This is a genomic window from Streptomyces sp. NPDC101152, from assembly GCF_044768275.1.
Classification (GTDB): domain Bacteria; phylum Actinomycetota; class Actinomycetes; order Streptomycetales; family Streptomycetaceae; genus Streptomyces.
In genome coordinates, this window is record NZ_JBIWPO010000019.1 from 51,503 (window position 1) to 73,033 (window position 21,531).

The window sequence follows — 21,531 nt, forward strand, 5'->3', positions numbered from 1 at the left end:
GTGGGGGGGGGGGGGCCCCCGCCCCGGGGGGGGGGGGGGGGGGGGCGGGGGGGGGGGGGGGGGGGGGGGGGGGGGGGGGGGGGGGGGGGGGGGGGGGGGGGGGGGCCCCCCCCCCCCCCACCCTGTGATCCCGCTGCTGTAACGCCTTTTCAGCTCTGCCGGGCGCGGCGCAGTCCGGAGGTCACGGCGGCGCCCAGTCCCGCGACGACCAGCCCCGCCCCCATCCGCGACCGGTTCCGGGACACCCAGTCCTGCGGGCTGTCGGCGACCGCCTCGTCGTCGAACCGCCCGTGCGCCCCGAAGTCCCTTCCGTGCGCCCCGTCCATGGGAGCCCACAGGTTGCCGAACTCGCCGTGCCGACCGTCCTCCTGCTGGGAGTCGAACCCGGTCCGCGCCAGATAGCGGTCCAGGATCCCGGGCGCCACCGCGTTGGCGAGCAGCGTGGCCACCGTGGATCCGCCGACCCAGTACTCCCGCCGCCGCGCGTGCGAGGCCGCGTGCACGATCGCCCGAGCCGCCACCTCCGGCTGGTACACCGGTGCCACGGGCCGCGCCTTGCCCGGCATCCGGTTCAACACCCAGTCGAACTGGGGGGTGTTGAGCCCGGGCATCTGCACCATGGTGGTACGGACGCCGGTGCCGCTGTGCAGCAGTTCGCAGCGCAGCGACTCGTTGAACCCCTGGATGGCGTGCTTGGCCCCGCAGTACGCCGACTGCAGCGGAATCCCGCGGTAGGCGAGCGCCGAGCCGACCTGCACGATCGTGCCCCGGTCCCGCGGCAGCATGTGCCGCAGCGCGGCCCGCGTGCCGAACACGTATCCCAGGTACGTCACCTCGGTCACCCGGCGGAACTCGTCCGCCGTGATCTCGGTGAACGGCGCGAACACCCCGGTGAAAGCGTTGTTGACCCAGACGTCGATGTGCCCGAACGTGTCGGCGACCTGCTGGGCCGCGTCGTCGACGGCCTTGGCATCGGCCACGTCCACGGACACGACCAGGGCCTCGCCACCGGCGCGCTGCACGTCGTCTGCCGCCGCGGCCAGGCCCTCGCGGCCCCGGGCCAGCAGGGCGACCCGGTCGCCCCGCGCGCCGAAGGCCACGGCCGTGGCCCGTCCCACGCCCCCGCTGGCCCCGGTCACGACGACGGTCCTACGGTCTCCCGGCACGGGCACGCCCCATCGTTTGCGCATGACGCATCACGCCCGGTGGTGCGGCTGCTCGGGGTCGATGTCGTCCTGTCGCGGCGCCGGGGAGCCCATGCCGGTCCCCGGTTCGCCCACGACGGGCGCGCCGGCCGCCCCGGCCGCGCCACCCGGCGCGACGGGCGGCATCGGCGGTATGGGCGCGCCGGCCCCGGTCTGCGGGGTGACGGGCGCGCTGTCGCCGAAGGCACGGTCGCCCTGCCCGGCGGCCATCAGTTCGGCCTCGCGCTCCGGCGTCGGCCGGGCCCCGGACGGGTGGGCCATGTCGCGCAGGACGTAGGCCACGACGCCGAGGATGCCGGCCGTGATCAGCGCGGCGGCCCAGTCGGGCAGCCCGATGGCCAGGGCCAGGCCGACGGCGAGCGCGAGGGCCGCGCCCGCGTACAGGGCGACGGCTCCGGACGCGGCGTACAGCATGGCCGTACGGCGCTGCTTGCGAGTCTGTTCGCGCAGTTCGTCACGCACCGTCTCGCGTGCCACCTGCGCCAGCTCGTCGACCAGGTGCTTGTCCAGATGCTCCAGATGATCCAAGCCTTCCATGGCGGCCGGGTACCCTCGGTCACCGGCGCGTAACGCCGCAGCCGGGCGCGGCGATCACCGGAACTGATCACCTGGTCCGGCGGCCCCCAACTAGGCTTTCCTCCCATGGACATTCTGGGAGCCACGCTGCGTATCTGCGTCGACGACCTGGACAGGGCGGTCCCCTTCTACGAACGGCTCGCCGGACAGGAGGCCCTCCGTTTCGAGCGCGGCGGCGTCCGGGTGGCCGCCGTCGGCTGCTTCCTGCTGATGAGCGGGCCCGAGGCGGAGCTGGAGGTGCTGCGCAACATCGCCGCGACGATCGCAGTCAAGGACGTCGCCGAGGCCCACCGGGTGCTCACGGAGCTCGGCGCCCGCATCGTCGCCGGGCCGGTGGCGACCCCGGGGGGCCGCAACCTGATCGCGATGCACCCGGACGGCACGGTGTACGAGTACGCGGACCGCAACCCGTAGGACCGGCCGCCGGTTCAGGCCTCCGGGGGCCGCATGCGGAAGTCGTAGTGCGCCGGCAGCGGCTCGTCGGTCAGCCTCGCCCAGAGGCGGCCGACGTCGTCCGCTCCCTCCCGCAGGTCCGCGACCTCGAACCCGGCACGGAAGACGTCCAGCGCCTCCTCGCCCCGCCCCTCGGCGAGCAGCAACCGCGCCTCGATCAGCCGGAACCGGCCACGCGCCCGGGTACCGGGGTGGAGCCGGTCCCACACGGCACGGGCTTGAGCGGTACGGCGCACGGCGAGCAGCGCCTCGATCGCCTCGCGGCCCAGCGCGGCCGTGGCGGCCGTCCATGACGCGCCGTCGTCACGCCGCTCGTGGCACAGGTCGTCGAAGGCGTCGGCGTACCGGTCGGCGGCCCGCTCGTGGTGGCCGCTCTCCTGGTCGGCGACGGCGAGACAGCGCAACAACGGCCAGAGCGACGGGGCGAGTTCGAGCGCCCGTTCCCAACTGCGCACCGCCTGCGCCCGGTCACCGGCGTGCCACTGGGCCACCCCCAGGTGGTACTCGGTGAGCGGGCTGGCCGGCGCGGTCTCCAGCATGTCCCGCCAGTGCGGGGCGACCAGCGTCTCGCCGGGCGGCCGCACCCGGCGCGGCTCCGGGAAGGACCCGGTGCGCAGCAGCCGCAGCCACGGTTCCTGGGCCGCGCCGAGCGTGTCCTCGTCGAAGGGCGTGCCGGGCAGCTTCCAGTCGGCGCGCAGCACTTCGAGCGCGCCCCAGCCGGAGCCGCCGGCGAGGATCTCGGCGGGCTCGGCGTCGGCATGCGTCTTCCAGGCGGCGTACGCGGCGTCCACGTCGGCGCGCGGCAGCGCGGCCTCGAGGCGTGCTTCGGCCTCCTCGGCGGACGGCGGGGAGCTGAGCGGGCCGTACGCCTCCAGCCAGGACACCTCGCTCTCCGCGTCCAGGCGCACGTGCTCCAACTGGGTGCGGGCGAGCCCGGCCTGGATCTCGCAGTAGCCGCCGGTCCCCGGTTCGGTCAGCCACTGCTGCCAGCGCCGGCCTCCCGGGCCCGCGCCCCAGACGAAGAGCTTGCGGCCGCGCAGCAGGTCGGTGGACGTCTGCACCAGCCCGTGCCCGTCCTCGTCGAGGGCGGCGATCCAGCGCCGGCGCCCGTCGGGCAGGTCGTAGAAGTAGTCGGCCGCGTGCGGGTGCTGCCGGATCCGGTCGTACGGGGGTGCTGGCACCTTGCGCAGGCGCCGCTCGTGGCCGAAGTGCCAGGCCTCCCGCGCCGGGACGAGCACGTCGCGTTCCTCGGGCACGGCGATGTTGGACCACCAGTACGTCGGCACGGGCCGCTCGTGCGGATTGCGGATGCGGACGCCGACGTGGAGGAAATCGGAGCCGTCCGGGAGCCAGAGGTCGACCTGGAAGGGCAGGTCGCGCAGGCGTTCCCACTCCCACAGACGGAGCATCGGGCCGCCGCCGGGGGCGGGGACGCGGGCCGCGTGCAAGGGGGCGCAGGAGAGCGTGGTGTGGCCGGTGGCGCCGATGTTCCACTCGACGCCGCCGGAGAACCAGGCGCCGTTGAGGGCGAAGTTGGCGGGCTGCAACACCGGGTTGCGGTAGAGGAGTTCGCGCCCGGTGGGCTTGTGGAACAGGGACGCGAGCCGGCCGCCGAGGCCGGGCAGCACGGTGGCGCGCAGGCGGTCGTTCTCGATCACGAGGGTGTCGATGTCACGGGGTGCGCGCGAGCGTCCGTAACCGTCACGAACCCGGACGGGCAGCAGGCTGCGGAGCGGCCCGTAGCCGACCTGCCGCGCCATGTCCCTGGGTAGGTCGTCCCGGTCCCGGTCCTCGACGCGGTGGACCTCGTGCGGCGGCCGCAGGGGTGGCAGGGGGTTGTCCGGCCCGAGTTCCGCTGCGGGCAACGTCAGTACCTCACGTCGGATCGTCGTCACGATCACCATGGAAGCGGCCGACCGGTGAACCGGCCAGGGGAGCTACCGGTCAGGATTGCGCAAAGGCGGACGGCTTCACGCCGGAGACCGGCCTCAGGCCCGCATCTCGGCGGTGACCGCCCAGCGCTCGTGGTCCCGCCAGGCACCGTCGATGTAGATCATCTTCGGGGAGAAGCCCTCCAGGCGGAACCCGCAGCTGCGGGCCAGCGCGATCGATCCGGCATTGCCGGGCTGGACGTTGATCTCCAGCCGGTGCAGGCGCATCGGCCCGAACGCGTACCCCACGACGAGGCCGAGGCCCTCCCGCATCAGCCCGCGCCCGGCCGCGTGCGCGAAGGCGCCGTAGCCGAGGGCACCGCACTGGAAGCCGCCCTCGACGATGTTGTTGATGTTGATGAAGCCGGCGATGGCCCCCGCGCCCTGCTCACCGTCCTTCTCACAGACCAGGAACCCCGCCTTGGCCGGGTCCTCGATCAGCCGGCCCGCGTAGGCGGTGTAGGCGTCGGCGGCGTCCGGCGGGAACAGCCAGGGGTGGTGCAGGTCCTTGCTCTCCCGCGCGCGGGCGGTGAACTCGGCACCGTCCTCGTGGGTGAAGTGACGTATCCCCACGCGGGGGCCTTCGGCAAGGTAGCGGGAAGCGTGCGGCATCCCGCCAGCCTAGGGCCCTTCTGGCGTGCGGCTCAGCTCAGCGCCGGTTTTTCCAGCGTCAGCGTGCCCGCGTCCGCGTCGAGCTCGGCGCTCACCCCGAAGGGGACGGTCAACGCCCCTTCGCAGTGGCCGAATCCGAACTCCTCCACCACCGGGACGCCGAGATCGCCGAGCCGGTCGACGAGCACCGGGCGGACCCCGCTGTAGGGACCGCACTCCGCCCAGGACCCGAGCGCGATCCCCCGGACCCCGTCGAGCCAGCCGACGCGCAGCAGCTGGGTGAGCATGCGGTCGATGCGGTACGGCGGTTCGCCGACGTCCTCGAGCATCAGCAGTCCGCCCCCGGCTCCGGACAGCGCGTGGGGCGTGCCGAGGTCGGAGGCGAGCAGGGCGAGACAGCCGCCGAGAGTGACGCCCCGGGCCCGGCCGGGCACCAGTACGGTGCCGCCGGAGACGATGGTGGTGACCGTCTCGGGGGCCATGAGCGTGGCTCTGAGGTGGTCCTGCGCCCGCGCGTTCTTGATGAAGTCGGCGCCGCCGGCGGCCGGTCCGTACAGCGTGACCAGGCCGAGCCGCGTGGCGAAGGCCTGGTGCAGCACGGTGGTGTCGCTGAAGCCGACGAGCACCTTCGGTCCGGCGGCCCGCAGCGCCTCCCAGTCGAGCAGGTCGACCATCCGCTGCGCCCCGTACCCGCCCCGCGCGCACAGCACGGCGTCGACCGACGGGTCGCACCAGGCGGCCTGCAGGTCGGCGGCCCGGTCGGCGTCCGTGCCGGCGAGGTAGCCCAGCTCACCGTGCCGGTCCAGCGCATGGGGCGCCACGACCGGGTCGAGGTCCCAGCCGCGCAGGATGTCGAGCCCCGCCTGCACGCGCTCCTCGGGCACCGGCCCGCTGGGCGCCACGACCGCGACCCGGGCGCCGGGGGCGAGCCGGCGAGGGCGCACCAGTGTCTGCTCGCTCACTCGGACAGCTCCAGGGTCGGCACACCGCGCGGATCGAGTCCGAAGGCCTGTGCGTACAGGGAGAGTTCGGACTCCAGGACGCGGATCATGGTATCCGCCCGGCGGAACCCGTGCCCCTCCCCCTCGAAGGTGAGGTAGGCGTGCGGTACCCGCCGTCCGCGCAGCCGCTCCAGGAACCGTTCGCACTGGATCGGCGGGCAGATCACGTCGTCCAGGCCCTGGAGCAGCAGGAACGGCACGGTGATCCGGTCGGCGTGCTCGGTGGGCGACCGCTCGGCGTACCGTGCGGGCACCTCGGCGAGCGGTCCGACCAGGGTCTCCAGGTACCGCGACTCGAAGTCGTGGGTCTCCCCCTCGGCCCAGGAGGCGAGGTCGAGGATCGGGTACATGATCGTGCCGCAGGCGTACACGTCGGTCTGGGTGAGCGAGGCGGCCGTGGTCCAGCCGCCCGCGCTGCCGCCCCGGACGGCGAGCCGGTCGCGGTCGGCGGTGCCCTCGTCAGCGAGGGCGAGCGCCACGGCCGCGCAGTCCTCGACGTCGACCACGCCCCACTGCTCGCGCAGCCGCTCCCGGTAGGCGCGCCCGTGCCCGGTCGAGCCGCCGTAGTCGACCTCGGCGACGCCGATGCCCCGGGAGGTGAAGTAGGCGATCTCCAGGTCGAGGACGAGCGGCGCCCTGCTGGTCGGTCCGCCGTGGGCCCACACGACGTACGGCGGCAGCTCGCCGCCGGGCGGGACGCAGCCCGGGTTGTGGGGCGGGTAGATGTGGGCGTGGATGTCGCGTCCGTCGGGTCCGGCGAAGGTGCGGATCTGCGGTTCGGGGTAGTACGCCGGGTCGACGGCGTCCTGGTGCTCGGCGCCGATCACCCGGGCCCGGCCGGTGGCGGTGTTCAGCTCCACCACCTCGTACCCGGTGCGCGGGCTGGCCCCGACGGCGACGACCTGTTCGCCGTGCACCGCGAGCGTGGGCGCGAACTCGGTCCAGGGACCGGCCGCGTCGACGACCTCGCCGGTCTCCGGGTCCAGGATGCCGAGCACGCCGGCGCCCCGGCCGTGCACGACGGCGACCAGTCCGCTCTCCAGCGGGGCGAACCAGCGGAGGCCGAGCCGCCACAGCGGTCCCGCGAACTCCTCCTCGCGGGGGCACAGGGGGACGCCGTCGCGGTAGAGGTTCCACCAGCCGGTGCGGTCACTGGCGTACAGCAGGGAGCCGTCGGCCGCCCAGTCGACCTGGGCGATGGACTCCTCGGGGCCGCCGGCGACGGTCCGCGGTTCCTTCAGGGTGCCGTCCTCGGCCACCCCGGCGAGGACCAGTTCGGTGCCGTCCCAGGGCATCCGGGGGTGGTCCCAGGCGAGCCAGGCGGCGCTGCGGCCGTCGGGCGAGAGCCGGGGGCCGGTGACGAACCGGTGCCGTTCGCCGGTGAGTTCGCGTACCGCGTCCCGGTCCTGGGCGGCCGAGCCGTCCAGCGGTACGGCCGCCGGTACGCGGCGCACGTCGGTGGGTCCGTCACCGGTGAACTCCTCCAGCACGCACCACACTTCACCGCGTTCGGGCAGCAACTGCGGCTCCGTCCACCGCAGTCCGCCGCCGACGAGGGAGACGGGCGTCAAGGGGACGGGTTCGGTGCCGGGTTCGTAGCGGTAGAGGCGCTGGTCGGCGAAGTCGACGAAGACCACGAGGGGCCGGCCGTCCACGGTCGTGCCGGACCAGGGGTGGCCGCCGTACTCGATGACCCGGCTGCGGACGTTCCAGGGAGCGGGCAGCACCGACTCCTCCCGGCCGTCGACGTGCCGCCGCACGAGGGTGCGCCGGCCGCCCTCGGTGGGTCTCGGCTCGGTCCACCACGCCTCGTCGCCGACGAAGCCGACGTACTCGGGGTGCCCGTCGTGCGCGGCGGCCAGGGCCGCGTCGATGGGCGAGGGCCAGGAGCCGTAGGGCAGGGTGTGCACGTTCTCCCCCAACTCGGATCACGCCGTCCGCAGGAACCGGTCGAGTACCCGGACGCCGAAGTGCAGTGCCTCGACGGGGACGCGCTCGTCGACGCCGTGGAACATGGCCTGGTAGTCGTACCCCTCGGGAAGCCGCAGTGGGGTGAACCCGTAGCCGGTGATGCCGAGCCGGGAGAACTGCTTGGCGTCGGTGCCGCCCGACATGCAGTACGGCACCACATGTCCCTCGGGCGCGAACTCCTCGACGGCGGCCCGCATCCTCGCGTACGTCGGCGAGTCGAGCGGCGCCTGGAGGGCGACCTCGCGATGGTGGAACTCCCAGTCCACGTCGGGCCCGGTGAGCCGGTCCAGGGTGGCGCGGAACTCGTCCTCGGCGCCGAAAAGACACCGCCCGTCGATGTACGCGACGGCCTCCCCGGGAATGACGTTGACCTTGTAACCGGCGTCCAGCATGGTCGGGTTGGCGCTGTTGCGGACGGTCGCCTCGACCAGCTTGGCGGCCGGTCCGAGCTTCTCCAGCAGCCGGTCCACGTCACCGAGGCCGTCCTCGATGCCGTACAGCGCGGCGAGTTCGGTGAGGGCGGCGCGGACGGTCGGGGTGAGCCGCAGCGGCCACTCGTACTCGCCGATGCGGGTGACGGCGGCGGCGAGGCGGGTGACGGCGTTGTCCCGGTTCACCTTGGACCCGTGCCCGGCGCGGCCGCGGGCGGTGAGCCGCAGCCAGCCCGTGCCGCGCTCACCGGCCGCGATGGGGTAGATCTGCAACCCGCCGCCGTCGTGGAAGGTGAACGCGCCCGACTCGCTGACGCCTTCGGTGCAGCCCTCGAACAGCTCGGGGTGCTCGTCGGCGAGGAACCCGGAGCCGTCGCGGGCGCTGTCCTCCTCGTCGGCGGTGAACGCGACGACGACGTCCCGCCGGGGCCGGACGCCTTCCCGCGCCCAGCTCCGTACGATGGCGAGGATCATCGCGTCCATGTTCTTCATGTCGACGGCACCGCGCCCCCACACGACGCCGTCGCGGACCTCGCCCGAGAAGGGATGCACGCTCCAGTCCTCGGCCCGGGCGGGTACGACGTCCAGATGGCCGTGCAGGAGCAGCGCGTCCGCCGACGGGTCGGTGCCCTCGATACGGGCCACGACGTTGGTGCGCCCCTCGGTCCGCTCCAGCAGGACCGGCTCAAGGCCCGCCCCCGCGAGCTGCTCGGCCGCGTACTCGGCGGCGGGCCGCTCCCGGCAGTCCCCGCCGCCCTTGTTGGTGGTGTCGATCCGGATGAGGTCGGAGGTGAACCGCACGACCTCGTCCAGTGCCCGCTCGTCAGCCATACTGCTCCTCCACCGCGGCCGCGACGATCGTGGTGACCGCCTTGAAGGTACGGATGCCCCGGTACATGGTCTCCTCGGTGTACGCGACCCTCCGCTCGCCGATCCGGTCGACGCCCGGCACGACGGTGGCGGCCATCGCCAGGTGCTCGGCGTCGAACTCGACGGCGACGGTGAACGGACCTGCCTGCACCGGTTCCTGACGGACCGCCAGCCGCGCGGCCTCCTTGGCCGCGGCCCGGATGTCGGCGGCGGTGCGGGACGGTGTGCGGCACACGGCCGCGTACCGCGAGACATGGTCCTTGACGGCGACCTTCAACGCCTCGGGCGCGTACCCGAGGGCGTCCTCGCAGGCCACGTCGTCGCCCGTGACGAGGACGACGGGCACCCCGAACTCGGCGACGACCCGCGCGTTGAGCAGACCCTCGCTCGCCCGTACGTCGTTCAGCCAGACACCGGTGATGGAGTTCGCGAGGTAGGTGTGCGCGAGCACGCCCTCCATCCCGGCGCCGGCGTGGTAGCCGACGAAGGCGATGCCGTCCACGTCCCCGTGCTGCACGCCCTCGACCATGGACAGCGCCTTGTGCCGCCCGGTGAGCATCTCGGTCCGCTCGTCCAACTGCTCGAGGAGCAGGTTGCGCATGGTCCAGTGGGCCTCGTTGACGAGGACCTCGTCCGCCCCGCCGTCGAAGAACCCCCGCACGGCCGCGTCGACGTCCGAGGTGAACAGCGAGCGGCACCGCTCCCACTGCGGCGTGCCGGGCAGCACGTCGGCGGGCCAGGTCACCCCCGTGGCACCCTCCATGTCGGCGCTGATCAGGATCTTCATGGGGAGCCACGTTACTTGCCGGGTGACGGCGAGGCTATGAACCCGGTCGCAGCGCCCGGTCGAACTGGTCCAGCAGTGCCGTCGCCGATCTGTTCGGCGGGGATGGTGCTGTCCTGGTCGGCGTGGCCGAAGGAGAGCTCGGCACTGATCCGGTCGGCCAGCAGCTGGGGGCTGTCGGGAGCGTCGGTGGCGAGCTGGACGCCGTGGAAGCCGGCCGCGGCGGCGGCCGGCCCTCCCCCGCGCGGTGCGGGCGGCCGCCGTCCTCGGCTGTCTGAACGTCGCCCTGGACCACCGGCCGGCCTCGGACGGCGAACTCGACCTGGTGACCCTGCTGGTCGAGGCCTTCGCGGCGCCGGAGCCGGCGCTCCCCGCGGTCAGCTCGTCCGGCCCGCCACCACCCACGTCGACGGCAGAGTGATCCGGGTGCCGTCGGACGCGGACTCCGTGGTGGTCAGGGGGAGCCGCCCGGCGGCCAGGACGGCGAGGCCGGCCGCGCGCAGGTACTGAGGCACCGCGTCGTCGGCGACCTCGCCCGGCGCTATGCCGTGCCGGAAGACCGGTGCCAGCTTGGGCGGCGGCCCGGACGGGCTCTGTGCGAGGCCCAGCAGCACGGGCTTGGCCTCCTCGGAGAGTTCGAGGAGGAACAAACGGCCCCGGTCGCCGAGGAGCGTGGCGATGCCGTCCACCATGGGCTGCCGGTCCTCCGGTTCGGCCTGGTGCAGGACGCCGCGTATGTAGACGTTGGCGTCGCCGAGTTCGGCGTGCAGCGCCTCGGTCTCGCTCTTCTCGACGGCGTCGAGCACCCGGTAGGTCGCCTGTCCGGCCGGGTCGGCGTGCCGGGCGTGCTCGACGGCCGCCTCGGACAGGTCGGCGCCGACGACGCGCGGGAAGCGCCCCGCGAGGAACCGGGTCTGGGTGCCGTTGCCGCAACCGAGGTCCAGCAGCACCAGGCCGGGATCGGCCAGGTGCGGTGCGAACAGGTCCACGTGGACACCGGCGGTCAGCGCCGGTTCCGCGTCCCAGAACACGGCCCCCTGTTCGTCGGGGGCCTCACGCCAGAAGCCCTCCCAGGCCTCCCGGTACCGAGTGGTCACGCTCATGCCGTACTCCCCAGGGTGCGACGCCGAACCGCCTCAAGTGACGGGCCAGTACGGTCTATCGCGCCCGGATCACCGCTACAAGCGCGTGGCGCATACCTTCACGCCGCATTCGATACGCGTACGCCCCCGCGCGCCTCGTGCGCCCCGGTGCCGGGCACGGACGTCAGCGCCGCGGCAGCCCGAGCTCGAACCAGACGGTCTTGCCGGCCTTGGTCCGGCTGGTGCCCCACTCCCGGGCGAGGGTGCTGACCACCCGCAGTCCGCGCCCGAGCGTGTCGGTGGGCTCGGCGCTCAGCAGGTTGGGCAGCTCGTGGTCGTCGTCGTCCACCTCGCACAGCAGGGTGTCGCCCCGCACCAGCCGTAGTTCGACCGGGCTGCTGTGGGAGTGCCGTAGGGCGTTGGTGACCAGCTCACTGACCATCAGCTCGGCGTTGTCGACGAGTTTGACGAGGCCCCACTCGTGCAGTCGCTCGCGGACCACGGCACGCGCGCGGGCCACCTCGGCCGGGTCGAGGGCGAAGCGCCACTCGGCGACGTCGTCCTCGTCGATGCCGTTGAGCCGTGCCATCAGCAGGGCGACGTCGTCCTTGCGGCCACCGTGGGTGTTGAGGGCACGGATGATCGCGTCGCAGGCGTCGTCCATGGAGGCGGCCGGGTGGGCGGCGGACTCGCTGAGCGTGGCCAGGCCCACGCCGATGTCCTCGCCGCGCACCTCGACCAGTCCGTCGGTGCACATCACGAGCCGGTCGCCGGGCGCCACGCGCACGCGTACCGCCTCGAAGGGCACTCCGCCGACCCCGATGGGCGCGCCGGTCGGCAGGTCGAGCAGTTCGCTGCGGCCGTCCCAGGCGCGCACCAGCACGGGCGGGATGTGGCCCGCGTTGGCGATGTGCAGCTCACCCGCGATCGGGTCGTAGACGACGTACAGGCAGGTCGCGAGGTAGGTGTCGCCGAGACGCTGGGCGAGGTCGTCCAGGTTGCGCAGCAACTGCGCGGGCGGCAGGTCGAGGGCGGCCATGGTCTGTACGGCGGTCCGCAGCTGGCCCATCATGGCGGCCGAGTTGAGACCGTGGCCCATGACGTCGCCGACCACCAGCGCGGTCCGGGCGCCCGGCAGCTTCACGGAGTCGAACCAGTCGCCGCCGACGCGTCCCAGAAGGGTGCCGGGGAGGTAGCGGGTGGCGATGTCGCAGCCCGCCATGCGCGGCGGGATGTGCGGCAGCATGCTGTCCTGGAGGGTCTCGGCGACGCTCTCCTGGTGGGTGTACATCCGTGCGTTGTCGAGGACGAGGCCCGCGCGGGCGGCGAGTTCGGCGCCGGTGACCCGGTCCATGTCGTTGAACTCGGCGCGCTCCGGGTGGCGCAGCAGGATCATGAAGCCCAGGACGACGTTGCGTGCCTTCAGCGGTACGACCAGCATGGAGCGGTTGTTGATCAGCGGCCGGATGTCGCGCTTCTCGAACTGGGAGGCGATGGCGTGGCCCATCTCCTCGCTGATGCGCGGCACCAGGACGGGCTCGCCGGTGGTCATGCACTGGAAGAACGGCGTGTGGGCGGGGAACGGCATGGCCTCGCCGACCGGGACGACGTCGTCCCAGCGACCCGGTTCGTCGGTGTGCTCGACGGCCACCCGGTGCCACATGGTGGTCGTGTCGGGCACGCCCTCGGGGAAGCCCTCGCCCGCGACGACCTGTTCGCGCAGGTAGGTGCCGGCGACGTCGGTGAAGCGCGGGACGACGGCCCTGCTGACCTCGATGATGGTCCGTGACAGGTCGAGGGAGGTGCCGATGCGTCCGCTGACCTCGTTGAGGAACTCCAGGTGCTCGCGTACGGCCGCGTACTCCAGGTCCTCGCCCTCGTCGACGAGTTCCTGCGGCACCGGCAGGCCCTCGGCCGCCGCCTGCGCGGCCCGCTCGCGGCGCGCCCTGCGCTCGGCGCGCCGGGGCACACCCCAGTCTGGGGTCACGGGCACCCGGTCGTTCTGGCTGAACTCCAGAACCGGGTAACCGAGTTCGAGCACCTGCGAGACGATGCGGGCGCTTTCGTCGACGCTCATGCTGGGCAGGATCTCGGGCAGTCTGCGGGCCAGTTCCTCGGCGCCGGGGAAGTCGGTGTGCAGGGCGAAGCCGGGGGCGATCCGCTCGAACGCCAGATCGCCGGGGCCGTCGTTGCCGTCGTCCTGGCGCAGGCCCGCGGTGTCGGCGGCGAGGACGAGCAGCCGCTCGTGCCCCGGCCCCACCAGGGGATACGCCCACCACAGGACGTCGACGCGGTCCCTCCCGCACCCTTCGGCCTCCGGGGTCCCGCTCCCGCCGTGCTCGGGGACGGTGAGGCGGGCGCGGCCCGCGGCGGAGTAGGAGAGCCCGCCGTCGAGGGACGACTCGAGGTCGGGGCCGAGTCCGTCGTAGGCCGTGAACGCGTCGTACGGCGGGCCGTCGTCCGCCTCGGGCAGCGCTCCCGAGACGGGCAGCAGGTCGAGGGCCGGGCGGCCGATCGCGTCGTCCTTGGGGACACCGAACAGCCGGCGCGCCCCCGTGCTCCAGTGGGACACCAGGCCATAGCGGTCGACCACGACCACGGCCAGCGGGACGCGGCCGGCCGGGACGTGCCCGGCGAGCGCGCCGGTCCCGGCGTCGCGGCCGGGAGGCATGCCCCTCTCGGTGCCACGGTCGCTGCCACTTTCCATGGCGCAGGCCCTCTCTCCCCACGGCTCCGCAAGATCTGCCGCCTCGTCCACCGTACGGCGCCGCCAGGTGGTGATGTGCGGCAACACGGGAATTGGTCTCCCGCGTACCGCCCCCGCGCGCGGGGGCGCACGCCGGGTCCCGGTCAGTCCTCGTGCCCCAGCTGCAGGTCCCGGTCGGTCCGCCCGCCTCCGGCCAGCTGGAGCACCGTGGCGACGGGCGGGTAGCCCGCGGCGATGACGGTGTACTCGCCGGAGGACAGGTCCACGAACCGGAACGATCCGTCCGGGCCGGTGGTGAGCGTGTCCACGACATTGCCCGCCGCGTCGAGCAGCGTCACCCGCGCGTCCTCCACCGCCCGCCCGCCCCCCGCCCGCACGGTGCCCCGCAGCACGGCGCCGCCCGCGAGTTCGACGTCCTGGCAAGTCTGCCGGGCGGCCTGGACGGTGACGGGGAGCGCGGCCGGGCGGAACGCGGGCGCCCCGGCGGCGAGGGTGTACTCGCCGGCGACCAGCTCACCGATGACATAACCGCCCTCGCGGGATGTGCGGGTGGTGGCGACGACCTCGCCGTGCACATTGGTGAGGGTGACGGTGGCGTCCCGGACGCCGGTGCCGTCCGCGGTGCGCACGGTGCCGGTGAGGCGTCCGGCGCCGCCCAGGACGATGTCCAGCTCGACGGAACGCTCGCCGACGGTGACGGAGACGGCCTGCGGCCGGTGGCCGCCGGCCGCGGCGATCAGCATGTACGGGCCCGGCCCCGGTGTGGCGAGCGCGTACCGCCCGTCCTCGCCGCTCGCGCCCCGCCCGATCTGCTGTCCGGCCACGTCGATGAGGGTGAGCGCGGCACGCGGTACCACGGTGCCGTCGGGATGCTGCACCGTGCCGCAGACGGGGATCGAGGCGGCGTGCGCCGAACGGGCCTGCGGGATCGACGGGTTCACGGTCTCCGCCTCCGTTCCTGCGCCGTCGTGGGACGCTCCGGTGTTCGACAAGGGGGTCTCCTTGAGGAAGAAGGCGATCAGCACGCCGAGGGCGAGCACCGGCACGAGGTAGAGGAAGATCCGGGGCATCGCGTCGGCGTAGGCCCGGACGTAGCCGTCGCGCAGGGGTGCGGGCAGGGCGTGGACGAGCTGCGGGGTGACGGCCTCGGGGTCGCGGAGGCGGGCGCCCGCGCGCGGGGGCAGCCGTTTCGCGAGAGCGTGGGAGAGCCGGTCGGAGAAGAGGGTGCCGAAGACCGCGGCGCCGACGCTGCCGCCGATCTGCCGGAAGTAGTTGTTGGCGCTGGTGGCGGTGCCGAGGTCGGCCGGGCGCACGGAGTTCTGCACGGCGAGGATCAGGACCGGCATCACCATGCCGATGCCGGCACCGAGGACGGCCATCCACACGCTGTACTGCAGCCGCGGCGTGTCCACCTGGAGGCGGGACAGCAGCCACATGCCGACGGCGGAGACGGCGCTGCCGAGGACGGGGTAGATCTTGTAGCGCCCGGTGTGGCTGATGAGCTGCCCGGAGACGATCGAGGCGCCGACGATCCCGGCCATCATGGGCAGCATCAGCAGCCCGGACTCGGTGGCACTGGCCCCGTCCACCATCTGCAGGAAGGTCGGCAGATAGCTCGCGGCCCCGAAGAGGGCGACGCCGATCACCAACCCGACGAGGCCGGTGACGTTGAAGACGGGGTCACGGAACAGCCGCAGCGGGATGAGGGGTTCGGCGGCGACGTGCTCGGCGAGGAGGAAGAGCACGGTGGCGACGACGGCACCGGCGCCGAGCCCGAGGATCACGCGCGAGTGCCACGCGTACTCGGTGCCGCCCCAACTGGTCAGCAGGACCAGGCAGGTGGAGGCGGCGGCGAGCAACAGCGCGCCGGGGACGTCGAGTCGCGGTCTGGTCCGCGGTTTCGGGAGCTTCAGGACGACGGTGACGACGGCCAGGGTGACGAGCCCGAAGGGGACGTTGAAGTAGAAGCACCACCGCCACGAGAGGTGGTCCGTGAAGTAGCCGCCCAGCAGGGGCCCGGCGACGGAGGCGAGGCCGAAGGCGGCGCCGATCAGGCCCATGAAGCGGCCGCGTCGCCGGGGCGGCACGATGTCCGCGATGATCGCCTGCACGCCGATCATGAGCCCGCCCGCGCCGACGCCCTGGACGGCGCGGAAGGCGATCAGCTGGTCCATGCTGTGCGCCCGGCCGGCGAGCGCGGCGCCGATCACGAAGACGACGATGGCGAACTGGAAGACGCCCTTGCGGCCGAGCAGGTCGCCGAGCTTGCCGTAGACGGGCAGTCCGACGGTGGCCGTGAGCAGGTAGGCGGTGATCGCCCAGGACATCCGGTCGAGTCCGTGCAGCTCGCCGACGATCCGGGGCAGCGCGGTGGCGACGATCATCTGCTCCAGCGCGGCGAGCAGCAGCGCGAGCAGCAGCCCGAGGAAGACCAGCCGCACGCGGCGCGGGCTGAGCGCGTCCGCCGTGACCGGCACGGTGGCCGTGGTGTGCGCCGGCGCCACGGCCGGTCCGTCCATCACCGGAGTCGACCCGCCCACGCACCGCTCCCCTCGTCGCACCTGCCACGCCGTTCCCGCCACAGGCGACAACCGCGGGCAAGCACGACGGGTTACGGCGGACCGGCGCGTCGCGCGGAGATCCACTCGAACCGGTGAGGGAGGTCAACGCCCCTTTTCCACCGGGGACTTACTTCTCGACCTCGGTGGCGAACCGCTCTAGCACCGCGTCGTAGATCCGGGCCAGGCCCTTGGGGGCGAAGGTCTTCTCGAAGAAGCCGCCGATGCCGCCCGCGCCGTTCCAGACGGTGGTGACGACGACGCGGGACCTGCCCTCGCCGGCCGGGGTGACCGTCCAGGTGGTGACCATGGAGGAGTTGCGGTCCTTCTCGACGAGCTGTCCGTCGGTGGGCTCGGTGACGTCCAGGAGACAGTCGCGCACGCGCTTGCTGGTGGCCTGGAGCTTCCAGTGGACGAGGGTGCCCTCGCCGTCGCCGCCCTCGCGCACCTCGTACTCGCTGAAGTGCTCGGGCAGCACTCGCTGCCGGGTGCCGCTGTAGTCGGCGAGGGCGTCGAACACCTTCTCCGCGTCCGCCGCGACGACCCGCTCCGTAGTGGCCTCGACCTGCGCCATTGCGTTCCTCCAGGACTTGCTCTCTCGGGGGTTGGGGCAAGCCAACCACCCCCGCCCACGGCCGCCCAAATCGGGGTGCGGAACGCACTTGCACTAGAAATCGAACAGATGTTTCACTGCTGGTGCAGGTGCTACCGAGGAGGCGTCATGCGCTGGGAGAACCTCACCGTGGAGTCCGGCGGCCACAGCCGGGCGGCCGACGCCGCGCTGTTCGGCGCGGACGCCGTGGTCACCCGTACCTTCGACACGCCCGAGTTCCGCGGTATCACGTTCCACGAGGTGCGTGCCCGGTCGATCATCAACCGGGTCCCGGGAGCCTCCCGGATGCCCTTCGAGTGGACGATCAACCCCTACCGCGGCTGCTCGCACGCGTGCGTGTACTGCTTCGCCCGCAAGACGCACACCTACCTCGACCTGGACTCGGGCCTGGACTTCGACTCGCAGATCGTGGTCAAGGTGAACGCGCCGGAGCTGCTGCGCCGCCAGCTGGCCTCTCCCCGCTGGCAGGGCGAGCACATCGCGATGGGCACCAACGTCGACTGCTACCAGCGCGCCGAGGGCCGCTACCGGCTGATGCCGGGCATCCTCTCCGCCCTGCGCGACCACGCCAACCCCTTCTCGATACTCACGAAGGGCACGCTGATCCTGCGCGACCTGGACCTCCTGGTCGAGGCCGCCCGGGTGACCGACGTCGGCATCTCGGTCTCGGTCGGCTTCACCGACCCCGTGCTGTGGCGGGCGGTGGAGCCGGGCACGCCGGCCCCCGAGCGCCGCCTGGACGTCGTGCGCACACTCGCCGAGCACGGCATCGGCTGCGGGGTCCTGATGGCCCCGGTGATCCCCTTCCTGAGCGACGACCCGGCGCAGCTGCGCGCCACCGTCCGCGCCGTCGCGGCATCCGGCGCCACCTCGGTCACGCCCCTGGTACTGCATCTGCGCCCCGGCGCCCGGGAGTGGTTCACGGCCTGGCTGACCCACCACCACCCGCACCTGGTCCGCCGTTACGAGCGGCTGTACGCGGACGGTTCCTACGCGCCGAAGTGGTACCAGCGCCGGATCACCCGTCAGGTGCACGAGCTGGCCCAGGAGTACGGGATCGGGCCCGCGCGGGCGGGGATGCCGCGGCGGATCCGGCCGCCGGAGCCGGCCGAGCCGGCCGTGGCCGAACCGACTCAACTGTCGCTGATCTGAGAGCATTCGAGGGCATCCGGCGACCCGATCGGGTCAACTATTGCCAGAACGAGTTCTTCCGGGGGTGCTTCTCGGGACGATGCGGCGAGGACCGTACCACTCGCGGTCCGCCCCCCGTCCTGGGAGGACTCCATGAGGAAACGCGCAGCCGTGCTGTGCGGTGCCGCCGTCGTCGTGGCGGGGAGCGTCGCGGCCGTCCCCGCCGACGCGAGCGCCCCGAGCAGCGCGCAGGCCGCCCCGGCGGCCGAGCTCACCTGGCAGAACTGCGGCACCACCAACTACCCGACGCTTCAGTGCGCGTCCCTCCAGGTGCCGCTCGACCACCAGAACCCCTACGGGCGGCAGATCACGCTCGCCCTCTCGCGCGTGAAGCACACCGCGAAGAAGAGCCAGGGCCCGCTGCTGGTCAACCCCGGCGGCCCCGGCGGCAGCGGACTCACACTCGCCGGTTTCGTCGCCGCCTCGCTGCCGAAGGCGGTCGCCGCCCGGTACGACGTCATCGGCTTCGACCCGCGCGGGGTGGGCCGGAGCAAGCCCGCCCTGGACTGCGAGCCGGGCCACTTCAACCCGGTCCGCCCCGACACCGTGCCGAGCACCCCGGCCCTGGAGAAGGCCAACCTCGAGCGCGCCGGGTCCTTCGCCGCCGCCTGCGGCCGGAAGTACGCCGGCCTGCTGCCGTACATCAACACCGTGCAGGCCGCGCAGGACATGGACGCGATCCGTGCGGCGACCGGCTACCGCAGGACGAGTTACTTCGGCTACTCGTACGGCACCTATCTGGGCGCGGTGTACGCCAAGCTCTTCCCGCAGCGTGTCAAGCGCCTGGTGCTGGACTCGATCGTCGACCCGGCGGGCGTCTGGTACGACGACAACCTCGGCCAGGACTACGCCTTCAACGACCGGCACCGGGCGCTGATGTCCTGGATCGCCCAGCACGACTCCACGTACAAGCTGGGCACCGACCCGGAGAGGATCGAGGCCAAGTGGTACGCGATGCGCCGGGCGCTCGCGAAGAAGCCGGCCGGCGGCAAGGTGGGCGCCTCCGAACTGGAGGACACCTTCATCCCCGGCGGCTACTACGACGGCTACTGGCCCTACCTCGCCGAGGCGTTCGCGGCCTACGTGAACGACAGGAACACCGACCCGCTGGTCGAGGCGTACGAGCGGTTCGGCGCGGTCGACGCGTCCGGCGACAACGGCTACAGCATCTACACCTCGGTGCAGTGCCGGGACGCCTCCTGGCCGCGGGGCTGGGACCAGTGGCGCAAGGACAACTGGCGGGTGTACGACAGGGCGCCGTTCATGGCCTGGAACAACGCCTGGTACAACGCACCGTGCGCCTTCTGGCCGACGGACTCCCTGCGGCCGGTCGACGTGGCCAACGGAAAGCTGCCGCCGGTGCTGCTGTTCCAGGCGACCAACGACGCGGCGACGCCGTACCTGGGCGGTCTGACGGTCCATCGGCTGCTGGCCGGCTCGAGCTTCGTGGTCGAGCAGGGCGGCGGCAACCACGGCATCACGCTGAGCGGGAACGCCTGCCTGGACAAGTACCTGGCGCACTACCTGTCCGACGGCACGGTGCCGCGCAGCGGGCGGGAGATCGACGCGGTCTGCCCGAAGCTGCCCGATCCCGAGCCACTGGCCGCGAAGGGTGCCTCGAGCCCGACCCGCGGCTCGACGTTGCACGGCATGGTCGGCTTCCGCGGCTGAGCTGCGAGGGCCCTCGGGGGCGGGCATTGTCAGACCCGTGGTCCACCATGGACGCATGAGTGAGCTGACCAGGTTTCCCGCCCCCGGGGGGGTCTTCCCCGCGGCCCAGTACAGCCATGTCGTCATGGGCACCGGCCGCTTCGTCGCGATCGCCGGCCAGCTGGCCCTGGACGAGAAGGGCGAACTCGTCGGCGAGGGCGATCCCGACGCACAGGCCCGCCAGGTCTTCGAGAACCTGCGCCGCTGCCTGACCGCCGCCGGGGCGACCTTCGACGACATCGTCAAACTCACCTTCTTCGTCACGGACATGGCCCACATGCCCGCGATCCGCACGGCCCGCGCCGCCCACATACCGGACGACCGTCTCCCGGCCGCCTCCGCGATACAGGTCGCCTCGCTGGTCCGCCGCGAGTTCCTGATGGAGATCGAGGCCTTCGCGGTCGTGGGCCCGTGAACGGCCGACCGGTACGGGAGATGACCCTGGCCGACTGCGAGCGCGTGGCCGAGATCCGCGTCGGCGGCTGGCAGAGCGCCTACCGAGGCATCGTCCCGCAGTCCCACCTCGACGCGATGAGCGTGCCGGAGGACACCGAGCGCCAGCGGACGCGCTTCCTGCAGCGCAGTCCCGGCGTGCTGAACCTGGTCGCCGAGCAGGACGGGAAGGTCGTCGGCTGGCTCTGCCACGGCCCCTACCGGGACGGCGAAGCGCGCACGGCGGACGCCGAGCTGTACGCGCTCTACGTCGCCCCTGACCGGTACCGGGACGGGATCGGCCGGGCTCTCCTCGAGGAGTCCCTGCGGCGCTGTACGGCCGCCGGGCACGACCGCATGTTCCTCTGGGTCCTCAGGGAGAACGGTCGCGCCCGGCGCTTCTACGAGGCGGCGGGCTTCCGCTGCGACGGGGTCGAGGAACCGTTCGTGGTGGACGGGGTCGAGGTGCCGGAGGTGCGGTACGTGAGGGCGCCGGCCGGTTGACGCGCCGTCACCGTTGCTTGGGGATGCGTGCCAGGGCCCGTACCGCCGCCTCCGCCAGGGCGGGGTGGGCGAGCGCCTCCGTGAGGACGGGACGGGCGCGGGCGTCCTCCAGGGCGCCGAGCCCCTCCACGCAGGCGAGGGCCACGCGCCGGTAGGGGTCTCGCGGCCGCAGCCGCCGTTCCAGGGTGGTGATCAGGGCCGGTACGGACTCCGGGGCGCGCAACCGCGTCAGCAGCCGGACCGGGTGCAGGGCGTAGGCGATGCGGAGTTCGTTGGTGGCGAGGGCGGCGGCCGCGCGGGCGGTGCGCGGGTCGCCGAGCTTGGCGAGGGCGTACGCGGCCGACGCGCAGCGCTGCGGGTCACGGTGGTTGAGCAGCAGGACGAGGGCCTCGAAGGCACGCCGGTCCCCCGCGAGCCCGAGCCGGAACGCGGCCAGCTCCCTGGCCCACAGGGGCTGCCCCGGCTCGGTGAGCACGCCGGCCAGCTGGTCGAGGTCGTCGGTCGCCGTGAGCCGGTCGTACGCGGCGGACCCCCCGGACTCCTGCCGTGAACGCTCCGTGAGTGATCGCAACTCTTCGTCCATGACCCCGAGCGTAGAGGGGGCGTGGATCGCCCGGGACCTACATCACAAACACGGGGACTGGCGCGCTCGTTACCCACCGGTTAAGCTCATACGAGCGAGTCACCCTCTCGCACCCTGCTGACAGCGGCCTGGTGACGCAGCCGTTGTCAGAGCAGTCGGTTCGGTACCTCGAGTACCGCAGCACGACCCGGCCACGGGACAGGGCCGGTCGGACACCACCGTTCGCTCCGGGCGTGTGCACGCCCACGGCGACGGTACCGGGCGTGTGCGCTCGCAGCCCGGCACCACCCGCACCTTCCTCACGCACCCGGTGCGTC

The 21,531-nt window shown here is 73.0% G+C and carries 19 protein-coding genes and 1 pseudogene; 6 read left to right on the forward strand and 14 right to left on the reverse strand.

Features of this window, described 5'->3' with window-relative positions; genetic code table 11:
• Positions 1-149 precede the first annotated feature (149 nt).
• Positions 150-1,190 (reverse strand): SDR family oxidoreductase, encoded by a 1,041-nt coding sequence (locus tag ACIRVK_RS24165; RefSeq protein ID WP_404250305.1) that lies wholly within the window; start codon positions 1,188-1,190, stop codon positions 150-152.
• Between the two features lie 6 nt (positions 1,191-1,196).
• Positions 1,197-1,742: a phage holin family protein gene (locus tag ACIRVK_RS24170; RefSeq protein ID WP_404250307.1), complete on the reverse strand. Its 546-nt coding sequence runs from the start codon at positions 1,740-1,742 to the stop codon at positions 1,197-1,199.
• Positions 1,743-1,847: 105 nt separating this feature from the next.
• Here ACIRVK_RS24170 and ACIRVK_RS24175 point away from each other — a divergent pair, with 105 nt between their 5' ends.
• Positions 1,848-2,195 (forward strand): VOC family protein, encoded by a 348-nt coding sequence (locus tag ACIRVK_RS24175; protein WP_404250309.1) that lies wholly within the window; start codon positions 1,848-1,850, stop codon positions 2,193-2,195.
• A gap of 14 nt (positions 2,196-2,209) precedes the next feature.
• Here ACIRVK_RS24175 and ACIRVK_RS24180 read toward each other — a convergent pair whose 3' ends face one another.
• The 7 genes and pseudogenes from ACIRVK_RS24180 to ACIRVK_RS24210 form a co-directional block, all read right to left on the reverse strand.
• Positions 2,210-4,138, reverse strand: coding sequence for a DUF5107 domain-containing protein (locus tag ACIRVK_RS24180; protein WP_404250311.1), 1,929 nt, complete (start codon positions 4,136-4,138; stop codon positions 2,210-2,212).
• An 84-nt stretch (positions 4,139-4,222) separates the two neighbouring features.
• Positions 4,223-4,777: a GNAT family N-acetyltransferase gene (locus tag ACIRVK_RS24185; RefSeq protein WP_404250313.1), complete on the reverse strand. Its 555-nt coding sequence runs from the start codon at positions 4,775-4,777 to the stop codon at positions 4,223-4,225.
• Between the two features lie 32 nt (positions 4,778-4,809).
• The gene (locus ACIRVK_RS24190; RefSeq protein WP_404250315.1) at positions 4,810-5,739 is read right to left on the reverse strand and encodes an LD-carboxypeptidase; all 930 of its coding nucleotides are present in this window, start codon (positions 5,737-5,739) and stop codon (positions 4,810-4,812) included.
• Complete coding sequence (locus tag ACIRVK_RS24195) at positions 5,736-7,688, reverse strand: LpqB family beta-propeller domain-containing protein (RefSeq protein ID WP_404250317.1); 1,953 nt, start codon at positions 7,686-7,688, stop codon at positions 5,736-5,738. The genes ACIRVK_RS24190 and ACIRVK_RS24195 overlap by 4 nt, the downstream gene beginning before the upstream one ends.
• A gap of 18 nt (positions 7,689-7,706) precedes the next feature.
• Positions 7,707-9,011, reverse strand: a complete 1,305-nt coding sequence (locus tag ACIRVK_RS24200) for a M20/M25/M40 family metallo-hydrolase (RefSeq protein WP_404250319.1) — start codon at positions 9,009-9,011, stop codon at positions 7,707-7,709.
• Positions 9,004-9,837: a M55 family metallopeptidase gene (locus tag ACIRVK_RS24205; protein WP_404250321.1), complete on the reverse strand. Its 834-nt coding sequence runs from the start codon at positions 9,835-9,837 to the stop codon at positions 9,004-9,006. The genes ACIRVK_RS24200 and ACIRVK_RS24205 overlap by 8 nt, the downstream gene beginning before the upstream one ends.
• Positions 9,838-9,923: 86 nt before the next feature.
• Positions 9,924-10,061: pseudogene (locus ACIRVK_RS24210) on the reverse strand (dienelactone hydrolase family protein); the annotation flags it as partial.
• A gap of 20 nt (positions 10,062-10,081) precedes the next feature.
• On the opposite strand from ACIRVK_RS24210, the gene ACIRVK_RS24215 reads away from it, so the two are divergent.
• Complete coding sequence (locus ACIRVK_RS24215; protein ID WP_404250323.1) at positions 10,082-10,255, forward strand: hypothetical protein; 174 nt, start codon at positions 10,082-10,084, stop codon at positions 10,253-10,255.
• Here ACIRVK_RS24215 and ACIRVK_RS24220 read toward each other — a convergent pair.
• The 4 genes from ACIRVK_RS24220 to ACIRVK_RS24235 form a co-directional block, all read right to left on the reverse strand.
• Positions 10,212-10,937, reverse strand: a complete 726-nt coding sequence (locus tag ACIRVK_RS24220; RefSeq protein ID WP_404250325.1) for a class I SAM-dependent methyltransferase — start codon at positions 10,935-10,937, stop codon at positions 10,212-10,214. The genes ACIRVK_RS24215 and ACIRVK_RS24220 overlap by 44 nt on opposite strands.
• Before the next feature lie 163 nt (positions 10,938-11,100).
• The gene (locus ACIRVK_RS24225; RefSeq protein ID WP_404250327.1) at positions 11,101-13,623 is read right to left on the reverse strand and encodes a SpoIIE family protein phosphatase; all 2,523 of its coding nucleotides are present in this window, start codon (positions 13,621-13,623) and stop codon (positions 11,101-11,103) included.
• A 143-nt stretch (positions 13,624-13,766) separates the two neighbouring features.
• Complete coding sequence (locus tag ACIRVK_RS24230) at positions 13,767-16,163, reverse strand: MFS transporter (protein WP_404250329.1); 2,397 nt, start codon at positions 16,161-16,163, stop codon at positions 13,767-13,769.
• A 148-nt stretch (positions 16,164-16,311) separates the two neighbouring features.
• Positions 16,312-16,755 (reverse strand): SRPBCC family protein, encoded by a 444-nt coding sequence (locus tag ACIRVK_RS24235; RefSeq protein ID WP_404250331.1) that lies wholly within the window; start codon positions 16,753-16,755, stop codon positions 16,312-16,314.
• Positions 16,756-16,902: 147 nt separating this feature from the next.
• On the opposite strand from ACIRVK_RS24235, the gene ACIRVK_RS24240 reads away from it, so the two are divergent.
• The 4 genes from ACIRVK_RS24240 (at position 16,903) to ACIRVK_RS24255 (ending at position 20,631) form a co-directional block, all read left to right on the forward strand.
• Positions 16,903-17,946: an Rv2578c family radical SAM protein gene (locus ACIRVK_RS24240; RefSeq protein WP_404250333.1), complete on the forward strand. Its 1,044-nt coding sequence runs from the start codon at positions 16,903-16,905 to the stop codon at positions 17,944-17,946.
• Positions 17,947-18,078: 132 nt separating this feature from the next.
• Positions 18,079-19,656 (forward strand): alpha/beta hydrolase, encoded by a 1,578-nt coding sequence (locus tag ACIRVK_RS24245; RefSeq protein WP_404250335.1) that lies wholly within the window; start codon positions 18,079-18,081, stop codon positions 19,654-19,656.
• Between the two features lie 55 nt (positions 19,657-19,711).
• Positions 19,712-20,110, forward strand: coding sequence for a RidA family protein (locus ACIRVK_RS24250; protein ID WP_404250337.1), 399 nt, complete (start codon positions 19,712-19,714; stop codon positions 20,108-20,110).
• Positions 20,111-20,130: 20 nt separating this feature from the next.
• Positions 20,131-20,631, forward strand: a complete 501-nt coding sequence (locus tag ACIRVK_RS24255; RefSeq protein WP_404250434.1) for a GNAT family N-acetyltransferase — start codon at positions 20,131-20,133, stop codon at positions 20,629-20,631.
• A gap of 7 nt (positions 20,632-20,638) precedes the next feature.
• Here the strand turns inward: ACIRVK_RS24255 and ACIRVK_RS24260 are convergent, their stop codons facing one another.
• Entirely contained in the window at positions 20,639-21,214 is a 576-nt protein-coding gene (locus ACIRVK_RS24260) for an adenylosuccinate lyase (protein ID WP_404250339.1), read from the reverse strand.
• Positions 21,215-21,531: the final 317 nt, after the last annotated feature.

Bases quoted from the DNA above. Each gene is read 5' to 3' on its own strand.
- ACIRVK_RS24165 (WP_404250305.1), bottom strand. From the start codon at position 1,190: ATGCGCAAACGATGGGGCGTGCCCGTGCCGGGAGACCGTAGGACCGTC.
- ACIRVK_RS24170 (WP_404250307.1), bottom strand. From the start codon at position 1,742: ATGGAAGGCTTGGATCATCTGGAGCATCTGGACAAGCACCTGGTCGAC.
- ACIRVK_RS24175 (WP_404250309.1), top strand. From the start codon at position 1,848: ATGGACATTCTGGGAGCCACGCTGCGTATCTGCGTCGACGACCTGGAC.
- ACIRVK_RS24180 (WP_404250311.1), bottom strand. From the start codon at position 4,138: ATGGTGATCGTGACGACGATCCGACGTGAGGTACTGACGTTGCCCGCA.
- ACIRVK_RS24185 (WP_404250313.1), bottom strand. From the start codon at position 4,777: ATGCCGCACGCTTCCCGCTACCTTGCCGAAGGCCCCCGCGTGGGGATA.
- ACIRVK_RS24200 (WP_404250319.1), bottom strand. From the start codon at position 9,011: ATGGCTGACGAGCGGGCACTGGACGAGGTCGTGCGGTTCACCTCCGAC.
- ACIRVK_RS24205 (WP_404250321.1), bottom strand. From the start codon at position 9,837: ATGAAGATCCTGATCAGCGCCGACATGGAGGGTGCCACGGGGGTGACC.
- ACIRVK_RS24220 (WP_404250325.1), bottom strand. From the start codon at position 10,937: ATGAGCGTGACCACTCGGTACCGGGAGGCCTGGGAGGGCTTCTGGCGT.
- ACIRVK_RS24225 (WP_404250327.1), bottom strand. From the start codon at position 13,623: ATGGAAAGTGGCAGCGACCGTGGCACCGAGAGGGGCATGCCTCCCGGC.
- ACIRVK_RS24235 (WP_404250331.1), bottom strand. From the start codon at position 16,755: ATGGCGCAGGTCGAGGCCACTACGGAGCGGGTCGTCGCGGCGGACGCG.
- ACIRVK_RS24240 (WP_404250333.1), top strand. From the start codon at position 16,903: ATGCGCTGGGAGAACCTCACCGTGGAGTCCGGCGGCCACAGCCGGGCG.
- ACIRVK_RS24245 (WP_404250335.1), top strand. From the start codon at position 18,079: ATGAGGAAACGCGCAGCCGTGCTGTGCGGTGCCGCCGTCGTCGTGGCG.
- ACIRVK_RS24250 (WP_404250337.1), top strand. From the start codon at position 19,712: ATGAGTGAGCTGACCAGGTTTCCCGCCCCCGGGGGGGTCTTCCCCGCG.
- ACIRVK_RS24255 (WP_404250434.1), top strand. From the start codon at position 20,131: ATGACCCTGGCCGACTGCGAGCGCGTGGCCGAGATCCGCGTCGGCGGC.
- ACIRVK_RS24260 (WP_404250339.1), bottom strand. From the start codon at position 21,214: ATGGACGAAGAGTTGCGATCACTCACGGAGCGTTCACGGCAGGAGTCC.